Genomic DNA, 18,411 nt, shown 5'->3' on the forward strand with positions numbered 1-18,411 from the left:
TTATTGACGAAAAATACCCGCTTTGTATAATTCAATCTGCCTAATTTTGAACTATTCACATTATTATTTGACAGATAAAAACAATGCAGTAATTGTACCTTAAAGTAAGTAATTGTTTGTCAAAAAGCCAGAATTCAAAATTTCCTGTGTATCCAGAAAAGCCGTCAATCTTATCTGAAAATCTCGGGGAAATTCATCCGAAACTTGTTCAGCTTTAAATGCGCCAAGGTCACGTTTCGTTTCATTGCCAAAAAGCCATTATTAGAAAAATCCATATTAACCAGGACAAAATTACCATCAATCCAATCGTGTAACTATGACAATAACCACTTCTGCCTGTCAGATTATTCTCCAAGAATTCAGCACCAATTTTTAAAATTTCTAACCCAAGTTATAATTATGAAAAGAAGATTACCCACATTTTTAAGAAAGGCAAGCCTGGCCCTTACCTTTCTCCTTTTAACGATCCATTGCAGTAGTGCGCTGGCACAGTCCATAAAAGTTGAAGGTATAATTAAGGACAATCAAGGACCATTACCGGGCGTGAGCGTCGTTGCAAAAGGAACTTCCACCGGAACAATTTCCGATGGCTCCGGCGCTTATAAATTAGATGTACCACAGAATTCAATTCTTGTTTTTACATTCATTGGTTATACCCCACAAGAAATAAATCTGGCAGAACGCAAACCTGTAAATGGCGTATATTCTTTAGAGGTGACTTTATCCAATCAGGATAACAATCTCGATGAGGTCGTAGTTGTTGGCTTTGGTACACAGAAAAAAGTGAACCTAACGGGAGCCGTCGCAACAATTGATTCGAAGGCAATCGAAAACAGACCTGTAAGGAACGCCAGTCAGGCTTTACAGGGTTTGGTGACGGGCTTAAATATCTCGCAGAACAATGGTTCTCTGGAAAGCAATCCGAGTATCAATATTCGTGGAGCCGGAACTATCGGCAATTCCTCTTCCAGTCCGCTTATTATGGTCGACGGGATGGAAGGTTCCCTGAACTCAATTAACCCACAGGATATTGAAAGTATATCTGTTTTAAAAGACGCGGCAGCCGCTGCGGTGTACGGATCGCGCGCTGCTTTCGGAGTAATTCTTGTAACCACGAAACGAGGAAAATCAGGTAAGCTGCAATTAAATTATAATAACAGTTTCCGATCAACTCAGGCAGTTTTGATGCCAAAAATGATGGATTCCTATACCTTCGCCCTGTATTTTAATGATGCCGGACAGAACGGTGGAAGTGCTCCCCATTTCAATGCAGAACATCTTCAAAGAATCAGAGACTACCAGGCTGGAACAATTACAACGAGCATAATTCCTAACCCAAATAACAAAAACGTCTGGGCCGATGGGTATGCATACGGAAATGCCAATGTAGACTGGTACAAAGAAATGTTCCGTAACCGTACCTTATCTCAGGAACACAATTTCAGTTTAAGTGGCGGCAGCGATAAAACGCAGGTCTACATTTCCGGAAACTACATGGGCCAGCAAGGCCTGATGTCTTTTAATCAGGATAATTTTACCCGTTATGGTTTTACTGCCAAAATTAATTCTAAAATTTCGGACGAAGTTTCTGTGAATTACAGCAGCCGTTTTATCCGTGAAGATTATAAACGTCCATCGCAGCTAACCAACGGGTTTTACGAAAATCTGGGCAGACAAGGCTGGCCTACTTTGCCGCTGTATGATCCAAACGGATTCCTATTCAGCTCGCCTTCTCCTGCATTGGGCATGCGCGATGGTGGCAAGGACAATAGTCAGAAAGACAATTTGTATCAGCAGCTTCAGTTGATTTTCGAGCCGGTAAAGGGATGGAAAAGTTTCGCTGAAATAAACTACCGGACGCGCAATGATTTCCGTCACTATGATACGCAACGGACATATAATTATGACGTGGCAGGAAATCCGTACTTGTATGGCCGTAATTCAGAAGTTTATGAATATGGCTATAAGGAAAACTATTTCAACGCTAACCTGTACTCTGAATATAGCACCACAATCGCTCAAAAGCACTTTTTCAAAGTGATGGGTGGTTTCCAGACCGAACTGACCAAGTACCATGATCTGAGCGCAACCCGAAATGGAATTATCGTTCCCGGACTTCCTACCCTCGCAACAACCAACGGAACGGACGCAAACGGTCTTATCGTAGCACCAGCAGTATCAGGAATTTACCACCGCTGGGCAACAGCTGGATTTTTCGGCCGTATCAACTACGATTATGATGGCAAATATCTCCTCGAAGGAAATTTACGCTACGATGGTTCTTCGCGTTTCCGTGCAGACACGCGCTGGAATTTTTTCCCATCCGTTTCAGCAGGCTGGAATGTGGCAAGGGAGAAATTCTGGGAGGATAATATTTCTTTTATAAATACAATGAAATTCCGTGCATCATACGGACAATTAGGAAATCAGAAACCACAAGAAAACGTCCCGGACTTCTACCCTACTTATGTGACGATGCCTGTCGGAACTGCGGACGGAAGCTGGCTGATCGGCGGCGCAAGACCAAACACGGCGAGCGCTCCTAACCTCGTGAGTTCTACACTTACATGGGAAACGATAAAAAGTTATGACATCGGACTTGACTGGGGAATGTTTAACAACCGTCTGACAGGTTCTTTTGACTGGTTTTTACGCAAAACCCTTAACATGGTCGGCCCTGCCCCGACATTGCCTTCAATTCTTGGAACAGCAGTGCCAAGAACGAATAATACCGACTTAAAAACAAGTGGGTTTGAATTTGAAGTAGCCTGGAACGACAGATTGAAAAATGGTATGGGCTACAATCTTCGCTTCCTTTTGTCAGACAATCAGACAACTATTACGCGTTATCCAAACGAGACTGGCGACCTGGGACTGTCATACAGACAGAACGAAAAAATGGGTACGATCTGGGGATACGAAACAATTGGCATCGCTAAAACTCAGGAAGAAATGAACGCCCACCTGGCTACGCTTACAGGCGGACAAAGCTTCTTTGGTTCGCAATGGGCTGCCGGCGATATCATGTACGCCGACGTTAACGGTGACGGAAAAATTGATCAGGGAAAAAATACGACCTCTGATCCGGGCGACAAAAAAATTATCGGAAACAATACTGCCCGTTATACTGTCGGACTGGACATTAATCTGGATTGGAAAGGATTTGATTTCCGCGGATTTTTACAAGGCGTGATGAAACGAGACTATTGGCAGGGAAGTTACTTTTTCTGGGGAACTACAAGCAACATGTGGTTTTCGACGGGTTTGGTTGAACATGAGGATTACTTCCGAAATGATCCAAATCATCCGCTTGGCGTAAATACAGACTCCTATTATCCTCGTCCAAATTTCACAAGTGGCAAAAATCAGCAGGTTCAGAGCCGGTATCTGCAAGACGCATCGTACATCCGTCTGAAAAATATCCAGTTGGGCTATACCATTCCTGCAATGGTCACAAAGAAAGTCGGAATACAAAAACTTCGCGTTTATTTATCTGGAGAGAATGTGTTTACCAAAACCAAAATGGCGAAAATGTTTGACCCGGAAACAGTTGATGGTGGCTCAGGCGGAAGTGTCTATCCTTTGTCGAAAGTGTATGCCGCTGGTTTAAGTGTTACTTTTTAAAATAGAACAACATGAATTTTTTAAGATATAAAAACAACGTAATACTACTGGTTTTGATGCTGTTTCTGGCAACTTCCTGTAACGACTATCTTGATCAGCAGCCGCTTTCTTCGATCACGCCGGATGATTATCTGCGTGAAGAATCACAGCTTGCTGCTTATGCTGTGGCGCGTTACCCATCCATTTTGCCATCCCACGTAAACTGGACGTTCGGCACTTTTGGCACCGATGAAAATACAGATAACATGGCGGTTCCAGGTCTAAACAACAAGTATATTCCAGGACTTTGGCGCGTGCCGGTAACTGATGGCGATTGGAGCTTTACTAATATTTTCCAATTGAACTACTTTTTGCAAACGGTTTTACCGCGACTTAAAAACGGCGAAATCACCGGAAGTGATGCCAATATCAGACATTACATCGGCGAGATATATTTCCTTCGTGCTTTCGAATATTTCACAAAACTGCAGGCACTGGGCGACTTCCCTATTATCAGAAATACATTTCCGGATAACAAGGAAATATTGACACAAGCCAGTATCCGCAATCCAAGAAATGAGGTAGCAAGATTCATTATTTCTGATCTTGATTCCGCCGCGCTGATGATGCAGCAGACATCTCCTGTCGGTGGTACTAACCGAATCTCTAAATCCGTTGCTCAATTGGTAAAATCCCGCGTTGCACTGTACGAAGGAACCTGGCTGAAATATTTTAAAGGAACTGCCTTTGTTCCAAAAGGTCCCGAATGGCCTGGAAACGGTAAATCTTACAATGCTTCCTATCAGTTTCCTTCCGGAAGTATCGATGGGGAAATCGACTACTTCCTGACTCAGGCTATGACCGCCGCCAAGGAGGTAGCATCGAAAGTTACACTGGTTAACAACACGGGTATTATACTTTCTTCTAATAATGAAAACCCGTATTTTAATATGTTCAGTGCGGAAAACATGTCCGGGTACAGCGAGGTTTTGATGTGGAGACAATATAACCGCACGCTTGTTACACACAATGTTCCGGTTCATGCACAAGCTGGAAATTACGCCGTCGGCCTGACAAGAAGTATGGTTGAAAGTTTCTTAATGGAAAACGGATTACCCATTTATGCTGCCGGAAGCGGATACAAGGGGGATGATTATATCACTGATGTAAGAACCGGAAGAGACGGCCGGCTGAACTTATTTTTGAAAGAACCTGGTCAGAAAAATGTATTGCTGAATCTTGCACAAGGTTCGAATGCCACCGAAATCGAGCCAACTCCTCAGATCTGGGAATCGAGTTTAGAAAAAAAATATTCGACTGGCTACACAATCCGGAAAGGACTTACCTACGACGCAGCACACTGTGGAAACGGGTCGGGTTATACAGGTTCAATTACATTCAGGGCGGTAGAAGCTTATTTAAATTACATCGAAGCATCGTATGAGAAAAACGGTACACTGGATGCAGATGCGAAAACGTACTGGCAGCAAATCAGGACCCGTGCGAAAGTCAGCACGGATATCGAAAAAACGATAGCGGCTACGGAGATGAGCAAAGAGACCAGAGACTGGGGCGCTTACTCGGCGAATCAAATTGTTTCCCCAACCTTATACAACATCCGTCGCGAACGCCGTAATGAGCTAATGGCTGAAGGACTTCGTTTCATGGATTTGAAAAGATGGAGAGCGATGGACCAGATGATCAATACTCCCTACCATGTGGAAGGATTTAAATTATGGGGACCGATGAAATCCTGGTTTACAGCCGCGCAGCTGACTTATGGCGCGGGAAACAACGCAGCTATCGTTTCCGATCCGGCGCTTAGTGATTATCTGAGACCGCATCAGATCCGCAGCAATTCAGATTCTTATAAAGGAAGTCGCTGGGCAATGGCACATTACCTTAACCCGATTGCAGCGCAGCACTTCATCATTACCTCAACAGGTAATGACGTAACAACATCGCCGATTTACCAGAATCCGGGTTGGACCTCAACCGCCGGAACTGCACCGGCAGGTTATTAAAATTTAGCAAAAAAGCGGCTGTAAGTATGTTCTTACGGCCGCTTTTTTGTTTTTAATTATACATCGTTCCCATTTTCCTTCTAAAATCTTCCGGCGTATATCCCGTTTGTTTTCCGAAAAAGCGGGTGAAATACGACGGTTCTGAAAAACCAAGCTCATAGCTAATTTCTTTAATCGGCTTTTCGCAGCAGCTTATCTCACGTTTTGCTTCGAGAATCAATCTTTCGTTTATAATTTGTGTAATTGTTTTGCCGAAAGAATTTTTTGTTAACTCATTGAGCCTCTTCGGACTCAGCGAAAGTTCATGCGCGTAAAATGAAGCTTTGCGTTCTACTTTAAAATTGACCTCTACGGATTCTATCAAGATCCGTAAGCGTGAATCAGGTATACGATCATTTGCCTCCTTTCTTTTCAATTCAATACAATGCAGAAACCAGCTACGGATGTAAGATTCAAGAATCGCCGGACGCTTTCCGGCTTCATGTTCTGTCTGGATCAGATCTTTCAGCGTATGAAACAACTTCAACTGCTCTTCCGGGATTACTACCGTAAAATTAGTCGAATGATAAAACAGTTTAAATATATCACTTGCAATTAGCCGTTCAAAAAAATCCTTGGACAACGCAAATAAAAATCCGGTTTTGCCGCGCTTGTCCATGTTATGAACCTGGTCAGGCAAAAGCAGAAACACCTGATTCTCGGCGATCGGGTACTTAACAAAGTCAATATAATGCGCCTGCTCTGATTTTACATTACTAAACCAAAGAACCTCATAAAAATCATGACGATGGATCCCGTTAAAAAAATGATCTTCACCACCTTCAATCGTTGTCATTGCAAAAAAATCTTCCCCCATGTCATGAAGAGGAAACTCGTTGGTTTTTACTAGACCGTTCTCACCCGCTCTCACCCCGGTACTCTTATATTTCATAGCTATTAATTCCTTCAGAACTGGTAAAACCAGAGCTGAAACATAATTTTCCGCTAAGTTATTTATTTTAATTCTAAATAAAAATAATTTTCACTTTCTACGAAACCATCGGACCCGGCTGAACACAGTATACATTTCTTCGGTTATCACCAGGTATACGCGTCACGAAACCTTGTCTCACCATCCAGTCAAGCATCTGATAAATGGTCGCCGGACTAATTTTTATCCCGTTTTTACGAAACATCATATATAAAGTGTCTGCCTCAGCCTTACCCTCCAATTTCTGTAAATAATCGGCTAACATGAGACGATTGTTGGTACAGCGTAAATTTTTAGAGGTACAATAATTCTTTATTTCGTCTGATAAGATCATTACAAATAAATTTTTAAAGACAACCTTTTTTGTTGAGTAACCGATATAGTATATACGCTGAACCAAGAATGGGGAAGAAACTGGACTTACTGTTTCTAAACTATTAAAGTGATGAAGTACTAGTCGTTGTACGTTCCGCGACCTGCGATTTTTTGATCCCCGGTGTGAATGAAGGCCTGGGTTTTGGCGGCACATTATCGCTGTACGTATTTCCAACAGCTTTGGAAAAAACTTTCGGTGTTTTCTTTTTGTCTTTTTTATTTCTTTTTCCCCACCAAATCAGAAATCCGGTTACAGGCAAACTCGCTCCTTTCAAGCTGGCAAGGAAGGCCAGCACTTTGCCAGGAAATCCAAGAATGCTTCCGACGTGGATGTCGTAATTCATTTTTCTTAACTTGGTACCAAAAGGCGCGCTGTCAAATTCCGCACCGTACACTTTGTTTTTTGGCAGCTCTTTTAACGTATGCTGATCAAAGGTATAACCTTGGTTATTATAGAATTGGCCGCTGTTTGGATAAACAGTTACATATATCGGCGATTTTGCTTTCGCAGTATCCGGGAAACTGTAATAGAAACCTTCCGACTTGGGATGTCTGGTAATTACCGTGGTCCAGGCTTTGTCAATCGCTTGCTGGGGTGTGTAAAGTTTGTTGGCCATCAATGAGTCCGAATTCGCCTCGCGATCCCTTCCTGGTAATGAATCTCCGCCGGATGTTACCCAATATAGTCCTTCGCTATACCATTTGATCCCGTATACCATTCCCGTCATCGCAATAGCCAGGAGGAATAAAAGTGAGTAGAAGCCAAGCACGTTATGCAAATCCAGATTAATACGTTTGAAAGAGCCGCCCCATTTGACCTTGAAACTTTTATCTCTCGTGCTTTTTGTCCATTTCTTAGGATACCACCAGACAAGTCCGGTAACCAAAAGAATCACAAAAACCAACGTTCCGTAATTCACGATCGGGCGGCCGATTTCGAAAGGAAGCCATAGGAAGCGGTGACCATTGAGGATCCAGCGAAAGAAATTTGTCTCTCCTTTTTTATGAACCTCTCTGGAAATGATTTCACCGGTATAAGGGTTAACCTTCAACGTGATATTCGGTCCACGTCGCTCACCCAAACCAAGGTTAATAGCTCTGCCCTGCTGATAATTGGCATAAGAAACTTTTACGTCCGGGTATTCTTCCGCCGCGATCTGCATCAATTTTGAAGGCATAATGACTTGCTTTTCCTGACGTTCTACCTTTGTTTCCGGTTCTAATAAACCAGTGATTTCTTCATTGAAAACCCATATACAGCCTGTAATACAAACTATAAAAACGATGATTCCCGATGCAAGTCCCAGCCATAAATGCAGCCAGTTGTTGATTTTTCTGAAAGTTGACATAATCCATTAATGCTAAAAAAAGTTACGAATAACCTTCTCTCTGTTTTATAATTTGTTAAAACGGTGAACTGATCCGGCACGTGCGGTATTCAGCAATGTGGCTTTGAAATAATCTGTTTGGATATTCCCGCTTTCAAGTTGATACTCGTACCTGGCACCCGTAGCCAGGTTAATTTTCAGGATACCTGTCCTCAATCAAACTGCCATGACTCCCCAGCATCTTTCAGCGAAATTGGAAATACGGCAACGGGCTGATCCAAAGTTGCCTTTCCGCTCCCGGATAATATGACTGCGTAAGGCTCAATTGGCAATACAATCTGATTTGGCACAACACTGATGACCTCTATATTTTTTTCAATTTCGACTTTCCATTTTGTCTGGAAATAACTTTTGGGAGGTGCGTTCACTTCAGTTTTTTTTTGAACACGAAAAAACACAAAATAAAAGCAAGCAAAATGAAGAACGATTTCACAACAGCTGATATTTAGAAGATTATCAAAAACAAACCCCGCCTTCCTTATTTAGGTCGGCAGGGATTGTTCCGTGATATTAACTCTTAGTTATTTCACTTTTACAATCGCCGTGATCGCGCCACCCTCAACTTTCAAGCCTTGTTTTGCAGTCGCCGTCGCGATGTCAATGCCGTAAACCCAGCTTCCTGCGTCTGTATTAATACCAACGAATACTGTTTTTCCATCCGCACTGATCGTATTGTTATTGTAAGAAGCAGATCCGGAAGCGATGCTTTCAGGAGCTCCTGTAACCCAGGTAAATGTCTGGTTGTAAAGGTCAGCTATCGCAAGTCTTTTCGCACCAGTCGCAGTATTCACCGTTCCATACATGTATAGAAGAATTTTACCTTTGCTTAAATACGTCTGGTTTGCGATGTGATATCCACCTGATTTTTCCTGAACATTAAAGAAATAACTCTGATCAAATTCAGTTGTTCCTTTTTTAACCCGGATGATCGCCGAAGGTTTTTTAGATGTGGCAACACCACTGTTGGTTGCAGAAGCAGGTGAGAACGCATACGCATCGCCGTTTTCATCGACTGCCAAACCGTTGTTAAAATATGAACCGATGAAGCTGGTTCTGTTGTCTTTGATTACTTTTTCAAGCTGCATTCCAGGATAAGAAAAAACCGCGATCCAGCTGCTATCAGGATTTGCAGTACCGAATGCGTCCGGTGCTACACCTTTGATGCTCATGTAGGGAGCAAAAACTTTGTCTCCAACCTGCGTAGCCCAGGTAAAGTGAGCACGCTCGCCGTTTCCTGCAAGTTTCACGATATTTACCTGTCCTTCTCCTACGATTTTAGACTGGTCCGCGTTGATTCTGAACCAGGAAGCGCTTTCGTTTCCGGTTCTCGGAACTTTGATCGTCAGAATATCATCTCCGGCAGTCGTAAAGACCTGAACCGTTTCACTTTGAAAATCGGAAGTTTTTACCAATTCTCCTTTTTCGTCGACCGAATAAGTCGTTACAGCGCCCGGGTTTCCCTGACCATACAACAAACTGAAAAATTTGCCTTTATGAGTAACATAATAACGGTAAGAACCATCCTGCTCGATTCCTTTTCCAACGGTACTGATTGTGCCCTGGGACAAATCGCTTGTCGTCAACAGATAATCCGCAACTCCCTGAGATCCCACAGGTGTGGATGCAACAACATATCTTGAAGCCGTAACTTCACCTGGTTCTGTTCCCGGATCAACAGTTTTGTCATCATCGCTGCACGCGCCTAAGAACATTCCCATTCCTAACACAAAAAACCACTGTAAATATGACTTTTTCATTTTTCTGTTAATTATAAATTATTGGATTGATTTTAAGTTTATTTACTGATAAAATATCTTACTTTGATGTAGAAACCGCGGCTTGGTTTTTGAAGGCTGAAATTGTCATAGAGCTTCGCATCCAGCATGTTTTTACATTCGAAAGCCACATTGTATTTTCCGTTCGCCATCGCATAAACGATGTTAACATCATGACTTAACTGCTGTGGAATATCAAGTTTATCACTTCCTAAACTTGGCCAGTACAGGTAATAAGCGTGAACAAAAAGGAGGTTATAGCCAAATGTCAAAGTGTTTCCTTTTTTTCCAAAATCTTTCAGAAAAACGGCCGCATCAGCATTACCAAACATGAAAGGCATGTTGGGAATACGGTCACGGTAAAGCGGACTTTCGGTTGTATAACCGTCTTCGAATTTTGTATTATTCCGAAGTTCCTGGTACGTCAGGTTTACACCGGCTGTTAGCAAATGTTTGAATGAATAACGCACCTCTCCATCTACTCCAAAGTTTGTCACATCTGCCAGGTTATCCATAACCTGCTTGGTCTGGTTTGCATTTAATTTAGGACGAATAAATCCTTGCGCATCGCGGTAAAGCACATTCGCATCAATGCTGAAACGGTGAATTCGGTTGATGCTCGTCTGGTAATTGAAACCCAGATTATAATTATTACTCGTTTCAGGATCGAGATCAATATTACCTTCCAGGTTAAGCAAGTCGCCGAACAATTCATCTGTCTCGGGCAGACGGTAACTTTTTTCAAATGAAGCTTTTAATTGAAGATTTCTGGCAACGAAATAAGTAGAAGCGATACCATATCCCAGTTTGCTAAACTTGTTTTTTTGATGCAGGTAGGCAACATCTCCCCAGTTTCCGCTTGGATTATATGATACCGAATATTTGTTGTACTGAGTAAATTGTTTTACGAAAACTGACGTATTCCATCTATCACTGTAATCATATTTATAACCCAGTCCAAGTACATTTTTTGTATTAATCCTTGGCTGCTCATATTTATCGGCATCCGGATAAAGCTCATCTTTTCCTTTCCGGTTGAATGTATTGTAAACATTATTAATCGTAAATGAATGTTTGTTATTAATCTGGTAGCTAACATTGGCAGTAGCTAAACCATTATTATTCCGGTATTTGTAAAGTGAACGTTCTCTTTCACTTCCCAATCCTTCATATTGTTTGAATTGCTGGAACCAGTTATAACGACGATAAACCGTGTCGATGTTCTGTTCTTGTCCAAGGTTGTAATTAGCAGAAATATTAACATTCAAGCCCTTAACAAAAAGATCTTTTTTCTGATATTTCAAACTAGGCATGACGATATTTCCTCTTCTATGCCATTGTCCGAAAACACTGACCATTCTCGCGCCTGTCTGAATTTCAGCTTTGTTTTTTCCAAGCGTAATACCAACTAATAATCTGTCAGCAAACTTTTTCCCTACGACACCGACATTAGCAATTAAGGTTTCGTTATGATATGTATCATGGAATCTTCTAAGGCGCTGATTTTTAAAATATTCTCCCGTGTTAACGTCAGCGACATCTACGTTAATCCAGTAATTATTGTCGGAATAATTTTGAAAAGCGTTGATCTGGGCTGTAAAACCATTTTTTGCCGTAAATCCTGCATTAATCGCCGTTCGGTGCGTATTGAACGAACCGTAAGAGTAAGATGCATCCAGATAACTGTTCTGTTTCGTATTTGTGACAATATTGACAGCCCCTCCGAGCGCATCCGAACCAAGCCAGATCGGAACAACTCCTTTATAAACTTCTACCCTTTCAGCAAGATTTATTGGAATGTTATTCAATTGGAAGGACGATCCGAAGTTATCCATCGGCACACCGTCCAGGAAGAATTTGACCTGGCGTCCTGTAAATCCATTCAGGGAAAAATTCATATTAGACCCAACCCCGCCACTTTCACGAACTCTTACACCGGACACACGGTCGAGCGCATGAGACAGATCAAGCGTCGAGTTTTGAAGTTTTTTGGCATCGATGGCCGTAACATTATAAGCCTGGCGATTAATTTCTTTGGTCTCAGTGCGCCCGATTACCGAAACAGACTCCAGTTCTTTCGTATCAGGAGCAAGACGAAAATTGTGACGGATACGATCGCCTGCTTTAATCGTAATTTCTTTATATTGAGGCAGGTAACCCATAAAAGAAACGATCAACTGATAAGATCCGGGTCTTATGTTTTCCAACGTGTACTTGCCGTCGCTGCTGGAAAATGAGCCAAAAGAGCTTCCTTTGAGCGCGACAGCTGCACCTGGCAACGTTTCACCATCCTCGGATTTTACATTTCCGGTTAAAGTTGCAGTAGGACTTTGAGCGAGGGTTATAAATGACAGGGCACAAAATAGCCCTGTATGCAGAATTTTACTAATTTGCATTGCTTTAAAATGTTTCAGCGTTTATAGGCATTGCGCGTCTGCGCAACGAGCCGGGTGGTTGCAGCCATCCGGCTTTTTCTATTCGTTTATTAAATCAGAGCTTGATAATAGTCAGGTCATACGTTAATATTTATTTTTTTGGAAAAGCAACATTTTCAGAGGTAGTAGCGTAATCATGTAAAAACCGTAAATAGAATCATACTTTAATTCACAGCATCTGCGCTATACATAAATAGACTCATTCTAAATAGTCTCACAAAAGTACACTTCGGGATCTGGTTCCACTTACACAATTTGCCGGTTGAGTTGGACAATCTGCACATCTTCATATACCGTTTCTTTAAGAAAAGCGAAAACTTTGCATATCTCACCGGAAAGTAACGGGGACAGAAATCTCATAAACACCAACACATTAACCAGTTAGGCAGATATTTTATCAGATAATACTGTTCATCAGCTCCTTCATCCACTTATGTATTTCATATGGAAGAAAATAAGTAACTACTGTACATTGCATAGTACCTTGTTTAAACAATAACCATTTAGCCATGAAACATGTATTTCAATTTCTTTTGTTCCTGTGCCTTATCACCACTTTTGCGGCATCTTGTACAAACCATAATGATTTAAAGGTTGCCGTAAAAGACTCCGACGATCAATTCAGATTTACAGCGCAGTATAATCCCTCGAAAACCGAAAGGGTTCAGAAGCTGATTAATAAGGAGATATATCCCACTCGTTTTGAAGAAAATAAGGACTGGAACATTTCAACCATCCTCGATGATAAGACAAATTTTAAGATCATTTCCGCACCGGGAGATTTAGAAATTCAGTTGGACAAAGATGAAAACAGCAGGTCGTCTTACCGGCGTATTCGAAGAATGTGTGAGGAAATCAAAAAGGTGATTGCAGAAAAATAGTAGATTGACCAGAAAAATAGTCAGCGGTACTTTACTTCTGCTGACTATTTTATAATAAAAAAGTCTTCAACGAATGCTGAAAGACTACTTTTCAGCACCCACTGCCGCGGCTACGATTAAGTCCGCAACTTCATTAGGACGCGAAACAAAAACAGAGTGACTTGCACCTGTTATTTCGATAGTTTGACTTTTTGCTCTTTTTGCATACATTCGTTCGAGATCAGGATTTATAACACGATCGGCCCCGGCAATCATATACCAGCTTGGCTTTGTCTTCCAGGAAGGATTTTGAATGATCGCATGAAAAACGACATCGGCTGTCGGTATCTGTGAGACAGCCATAAATTCAGCTTTATCTTTCGGTAAATCAGCAGCGAAATCAGCGTGAAACATTTCCGGCAGCAGATAATCAAATCCATCAGTCCCCGTTTGCAGAGATTTATATGCAGACGGATAAAGCTTACCGTTTGCTCCCTCACTTTCTCCACTGTTAGGAGCATGTGCTGCAATAAACACAAGTCCAGCGACGTGCGGATCATTCCCGGCAACCGTTATGATCGCCCCTCCGTAACTATGTCCTACTAAAATACAGGGGCCATCCTGCATCGACAAAACTCGTTTTACAGCTGCTACATCACCCTCAAATGAAATTAAAGGTTGTTGCGTAACGCTGACCAAATAACCCTTATTCTTTAAAATCTTATAAACCGGTTCCCAGCCCGAGCTGTCTACAAATGCGCCGTGTACAAGAACGATGTTTTTGATCCCGGAAGGAGACTGAGCCAAAGTGCAAAAAACAGTCAGCATATTCAGGAAAGCGATAGCTGTGAGTTTCACGATGATTGTATTCTGGAATAGAAACTTTTTCATGATTCCTGTTATTTATATGAGTGTTAAAATATCTCCCTACTCCTTGTCTATTTGTCGATAAAGTTACCTGCGAGCGTTTAGAATTGCCATGGATCAAATCCCGAAAACGATGTAGAATGACCATGTTCCTTCTGCAACTCCTACTTTACAGTTGTAATGTGAACTAATTTTGGTCAAACTTCTTATTAGTGTTTTTATTTGAAAGTCAGGACTTCTGCATAAAAAACTTTCCTTCGGTTACGTCAAAATTTTATTTAGTAATTACCTGTTTGACAGCATGGAGGCTTGTTACTATGTAATTGGAGGAGCTCAAAAATTTCTATTTTTTCAATACCTCACTTCGGCTACCAAAGACTTATGCTACTTAAAAAGCACACTGACCAGGTAAATTTTATGCTAATGCAACATTTGCAGATTCAAAAAAATAAAGTTTTCGGATACAAAATCTTACGTAAAAATCCTTTTAGTAACCATCATTAATTTCCCCGGAATAATCAATGGCAAGTTTAGACCTGCCTGATAACTTATGAGACCTTCGCTATGAAAAATTATTATAAATACCTGACTTCCTGTGTCCTTTTTTTATTCATTTTATTTGCTGTGCCGCTGATGGGACAACAGACAACACCATTTGCAGTAAAGGGAATTATCGCAGATTCATTGACAAAAAAGAACATAGAATTTGCAACAATCAGCATTCTGGATAATAATCAAAAAGTGGTTGCGCTCACCTATTCGGATGAAAATGGATTATTTAAATCGGCAGATATTACAACGGGACAATACTTGTTGAACTTGTCATTTGTAGGATATGGGCAGAAAAACCTTCCCTTCGGTATCAGTGAGGAAAAACCTGTTTTTGAGTTTGGAAAAATATTTTTGTCGCCGGGAGTGAATGAACTAAATACCGTAACGATCAAAGGAAGCAAACAGCTTGTTGAGCAACAACCTGGAATGCTGATTTATAATGCAGAAAAGGATATCAGCAATAATGGAGGGACTGCCGCCGATGTGCTTCGTAAAGCGCCAATCCTGAATGTCGACGCTGCGGGAAACGTAACGATGCGAGGCAACTCAAATTTGCGGATTTTAATCAATGGAAAATATTCCGGACAAATGGCCCGCAGCCCGGGTGATGCCTTAAACATGATGCCTGCCGGATCGATCAAATCAGTTGAAGTAATTACAAGTCCATCAGCACGTTACGACGCAGAAGGTGCTGCAGGTGTTATTAATATCATCACAAAAAAAGGTCACAAAAGTGTCAGTGGCACCTTGGAATTAGTCGGTGGAAATCTCGAACAGGCAATAAATCCCAGACTTTCAATAAATCGCGACAAATGGAATATTAATTCAACACTTCATATACACCGATTCAGAAGTAAGGAACTAACTAGCCTGGAACGAAATACTTTACAAAACGGACAAGCAACGGGGCGGTTGTTGCAAGAAACGATCAGCGACAATACTAATCCGCATAGTTCCGGAGATGTTCAAATCGAGTTCACACCGGATTCCCTGAACCTGTTTAACTTTTCTGTCAACGGCTGGCTCGGCAGATGGCCACAGGACAAAGAACAAACAAACCGAAGATTTTCAGAGACCGGCGTTTTAATTGATGAGTATTTTCAGAATGCAATAACGAAGGCTCCAAGTAAAGGTATAGATCTAAATCTGGGCTATACCCGCAAATTCAGAAGGCCTGGTGAAGAGCTCTATCTGATGGTCCAGCACAACCGCTCCGTAGATGATTTCAACTATAATTCGCTGCAAACGAGCATCGAAAAAATTCCAATTTACCGGGAGTTGAACAATAACCGGACCAACAATAACGAATGGACATTCCAAAGCGACTACATTCTTCCATTGGCTGAATCGGGAAAACATGCGCTGGAAAGTGGAATTAAGGCAATTCTCAGAAGTGGCGGGACGGTATACGAAGTTCAGGAGAGTATAGACGACCAGACCGATGTGACCGTCCCTGTCCCTTCTCGATCAGATATCTTTGATTTCAACCAGAATGTGCTGGCAGCTTACAGCCAGATCAAATTGAAATGGAATAGCGGCTGGGCCCTGCAAACAGGTGCCAGGATGGAGGGGACTTTTCTCGAAGGAAAACAGAGAAATCCGGGCACGTCGTTCAAAAACAATTTTTGGAATTTCGTGCCAAGCGCAACATTATTCAGGAAGATAAATGCAAATAACAACCTGACGCTAAGTTATACGAAACGTATCTCCCGACCGTCATTGTGGGATTTAAATCCTAATACCAATAGCCAGGATCCGAATAATATCTCCGTAGGAAATCCTGGTCTCCGGCCTGAGGAGGTAAATCAGGCAGAATTTACATACGCGCTCCAAACTGATACAGATTTGTTCATGAATTTTTCCATTTTTGGTAGAAAAACTAATAATTCTATTGAAACGATTGTAAAAATTGGCGAAGACGGCGTAGCAACGTCAACCATGCAAAATCTTGCTTCGAACGCTCAATATGGTATCAACTTTTCCACTTCTGCAGCTCTGCTGCCTAACTGGAAGATAAATAGTAACGCCAATATACGTTATGCAAAATATCGCAGCGGAGCACTTGACATCAGCAACGATGGTATGGCTTGGGGAATTAACATGAACAGCAGCTGGAAACTCCGTAACAATTACAGTGTTCAGTTTTATGGAGATTACGACGCGCGAAGTGTAACCCTGCAAGGAAATGAATCCTCCTGGTTCTATTACAGTTTCTCCGCAAAAAAAGAAATCCCTGCTAAAAAACTGACAATCAGCTTCACGACGGTAAGTCCGTTCGGCAGCTACCTCTCCCGGAATGAAGTTGTGAGAGCATATGATTTTGAATCAACATTTCGCAACCGTCGCCTGATGCGCTCTTTCAGACTGTCGATAAACTGGGAATTCGGAGGCTTACTGAAAAATACGAACACCAGAAAAATTAATAACGACGATCAGAAAAATGTAAAAACCGGAGGATGATAACAGACTTCATACTTATAATAAAATCTTCTGAATCTCTTTTTAAGTATTACATAAAACATCCTTCATTAACTTTCCGAAGTATAATGAAGGATGTTTTGTTTTGACATGCAGCCCAAAACAATTTATCTGAGCAATCAGCTGTTTGTATAAATATTTTCAGAATCAGTAATTTACATAACGCTCCTGGAAACTACCATCTGTAAAAAGGTCCAAAATTCCATAACCAGGCGCTGTTTGTCTCCGATTACCCTCCCACCATGCTCCGCTTACGGCGCCATTGCATATGTACGTAACGTTGTTATACTCAACCCTGTCACGAAGGTGGATATGTCCGCTCAAACAGAGTTTTACATTGGGATATTTATAAAAGAGGTTGATAATTTTAGAAGTATCGGTATGCATATCGCCACCGAGCATTTCCCATTTATTCACAATATTATCTTCAACCATTAATGTAGCTGTAAGAATCGGAATATGGGAAAGTATCAATACAGGCTTATTCGCAGCGGTGTTTTTTAACTCATTTTCAAGCCAGTTAAATTGCTCCTCACCCAGTTTGCCTATGTACCAAGTATTGTCAATGTCGAGATGGACACTATCCAAAACAATAAATTTCCAGTCCGCTTTTTCGAAACTGTAATAGGGTTTGGATAATTGCAGCTGGTCAAGGGAATATTGTTTTCCATAAACCGCCTGCCCCTTATTATTTTCGCTCCACCAAATATCATGATTACCAAGACAGTACTGAACCGGAATGTTATTATCAGATTTCAAAATGCTTTTATAAAGCTTCCACTGGGCATCAATGGTTGTGATATTCTCTTTGTTCATATCAAATACAATATCGCCGCCATTCAAAATCAAATCGACTTTGGGAGTTTTTTTTTGAATATGATGCAGGCATTTTGAAAATTTTTCAGGTGCGCCTAATGCATTTTTTAAATGTACGTCCGTGATATGTGCGACCCGCAAAACAGGCTTATCAACCGCCGGCGATGCTTCTGGAATCAGTGAGGGAGCTAAAAATAGTCCCCCGATATTTTTTAGTACAGACCTTCTTTCCATCTTATTTTTTACTGAAAATAATGGCTGCAAATGT

The 18,411-nt window shown here is 41.5% G+C and carries 12 protein-coding genes; 4 read left to right on the forward strand and 8 right to left on the reverse strand.

The window, feature by feature from the left end:
* Positions 1-399 precede the first annotated feature (399 nt).
* On the forward strand, positions 400-3,624 hold the full coding sequence (locus BMY70_RS14980; RefSeq protein WP_090336211.1) for a SusC/RagA family TonB-linked outer membrane protein: 3,225 nt from the start codon (positions 400-402) through the stop codon (positions 3,622-3,624).
* A gap of 11 nt (positions 3,625-3,635) precedes the next feature.
* Positions 3,636-5,627, forward strand: a complete 1,992-nt coding sequence (locus BMY70_RS14985; protein WP_090336213.1) for a RagB/SusD family nutrient uptake outer membrane protein — start codon at positions 3,636-3,638, stop codon at positions 5,625-5,627.
* Between the two features lie 52 nt (positions 5,628-5,679).
* On the opposite strand, the gene BMY70_RS14990 is transcribed toward BMY70_RS14985, so the two are convergent.
* The 6 genes from BMY70_RS14990 to BMY70_RS15015 form a co-directional block, all read right to left on the reverse strand.
* Positions 5,680-6,558, reverse strand: a complete 879-nt coding sequence (locus tag BMY70_RS14990; RefSeq protein ID WP_090336215.1) for a helix-turn-helix domain-containing protein — start codon at positions 6,556-6,558, stop codon at positions 5,680-5,682.
* Positions 6,559-6,655: 97 nt separating this feature from the next.
* Positions 6,656-7,126: a Fur family transcriptional regulator gene (locus BMY70_RS31535; protein WP_090336217.1), complete on the reverse strand. Its 471-nt coding sequence runs from the start codon at positions 7,124-7,126 to the stop codon at positions 6,656-6,658.
* On the reverse strand, positions 7,035-8,321 hold the full coding sequence (locus tag BMY70_RS15000; protein ID WP_090336219.1) for a PepSY-associated TM helix domain-containing protein: 1,287 nt from the start codon (positions 8,319-8,321) through the stop codon (positions 7,035-7,037). Before BMY70_RS15000 ends, BMY70_RS31535 begins: the two co-directional genes overlap by 92 nt.
* Before the next feature lie 191 nt (positions 8,322-8,512).
* Positions 8,513-8,728: a hypothetical protein gene (locus BMY70_RS15005; RefSeq protein WP_143072104.1), complete on the reverse strand. Its 216-nt coding sequence runs from the start codon at positions 8,726-8,728 to the stop codon at positions 8,513-8,515.
* 153 nt (positions 8,729-8,881) lie between these two features.
* Entirely contained in the window at positions 8,882-10,117 is a 1,236-nt protein-coding gene (locus BMY70_RS15010; RefSeq protein WP_090336222.1) for a DUF4374 domain-containing protein, read from the reverse strand.
* Positions 10,118-10,155: 38 nt separating this feature from the next.
* Positions 10,156-12,531, reverse strand: coding sequence for a TonB-dependent receptor (locus BMY70_RS15015; RefSeq protein ID WP_090336224.1), 2,376 nt, complete (start codon positions 12,529-12,531; stop codon positions 10,156-10,158).
* Between the two features lie 548 nt (positions 12,532-13,079).
* Here BMY70_RS15015 and BMY70_RS15020 point away from each other — a divergent pair.
* Positions 13,080-13,451 (forward strand): hypothetical protein, encoded by a 372-nt coding sequence (locus tag BMY70_RS15020; protein ID WP_090336226.1) that lies wholly within the window; start codon positions 13,080-13,082, stop codon positions 13,449-13,451.
* Positions 13,452-13,535: 84 nt separating this feature from the next.
* Here the strand turns inward: BMY70_RS15020 and BMY70_RS15025 are convergent, their stop codons facing one another.
* Positions 13,536-14,321 (reverse strand): alpha/beta hydrolase, encoded by a 786-nt coding sequence (locus tag BMY70_RS15025; protein ID WP_218148629.1) that lies wholly within the window; start codon positions 14,319-14,321, stop codon positions 13,536-13,538.
* Between the two features lie 540 nt (positions 14,322-14,861).
* On the opposite strand from BMY70_RS15025, the gene BMY70_RS15030 reads away from it, so the two are divergent.
* The gene (locus BMY70_RS15030; RefSeq protein ID WP_229209617.1) at positions 14,862-17,309 is read left to right on the forward strand and encodes a TonB-dependent receptor; all 2,448 of its coding nucleotides are present in this window, start codon (positions 14,862-14,864) and stop codon (positions 17,307-17,309) included.
* 165 nt (positions 17,310-17,474) lie between these two features.
* Here the strand turns inward: BMY70_RS15030 and BMY70_RS15035 are convergent, their stop codons facing one another.
* Entirely contained in the window at positions 17,475-18,377 is a 903-nt protein-coding gene (locus tag BMY70_RS15035; RefSeq protein WP_090336229.1) for a metallophosphoesterase family protein, read from the reverse strand.
* Between the last annotated feature and the right edge of the window lie 34 nt (positions 18,378-18,411).

It is taken from the genome of Dyadobacter koreensis, from assembly GCF_900108855.1.
Classification (GTDB): domain Bacteria; phylum Bacteroidota; class Bacteroidia; order Cytophagales; family Spirosomataceae; genus Dyadobacter; species Dyadobacter koreensis.

Excerpts from the sequence above, each read along its gene's own strand:
- BMY70_RS15000 (WP_090336219.1), bottom strand. The coding sequence starts at position 8,321 with ATGTCAACTTTCAGAAAAATCAACAACTGGCTGCATTTATGGCTGGGA.
- BMY70_RS15015 (WP_090336224.1), bottom strand. The coding sequence starts at position 12,531 with ATGCAAATTAGTAAAATTCTGCATACAGGGCTATTTTGTGCCCTGTCA.
- BMY70_RS15010 (WP_090336222.1), bottom strand. The coding sequence starts at position 10,117 with ATGAAAAAGTCATATTTACAGTGGTTTTTTGTGTTAGGAATGGGAATG.
- BMY70_RS15020 (WP_090336226.1), top strand. The coding sequence starts at position 13,080 with ATGAAACATGTATTTCAATTTCTTTTGTTCCTGTGCCTTATCACCACT.
- BMY70_RS15025 (WP_218148629.1), bottom strand. The coding sequence starts at position 14,321 with ATGAAAAAGTTTCTATTCCAGAATACAATCATCGTGAAACTCACAGCT.
- BMY70_RS31535 (WP_090336217.1), bottom strand. The coding sequence starts at position 7,126 with ATGTGCCGCCAAAACCCAGGCCTTCATTCACACCGGGGATCAAAAAAT.
- BMY70_RS14985 (WP_090336213.1), top strand. The coding sequence starts at position 3,636 with ATGAATTTTTTAAGATATAAAAACAACGTAATACTACTGGTTTTGATG.
- BMY70_RS14980 (WP_090336211.1), top strand. The coding sequence starts at position 400 with ATGAAAAGAAGATTACCCACATTTTTAAGAAAGGCAAGCCTGGCCCTT.
- BMY70_RS14990 (WP_090336215.1), bottom strand. The coding sequence starts at position 6,558 with ATGAAATATAAGAGTACCGGGGTGAGAGCGGGTGAGAACGGTCTAGTA.
- BMY70_RS15035 (WP_090336229.1), bottom strand. The coding sequence starts at position 18,377 with ATGGAAAGAAGGTCTGTACTAAAAAATATCGGGGGACTATTTTTAGCT.
- BMY70_RS15030 (WP_229209617.1), top strand. The coding sequence starts at position 14,862 with ATGAAAAATTATTATAAATACCTGACTTCCTGTGTCCTTTTTTTATTC.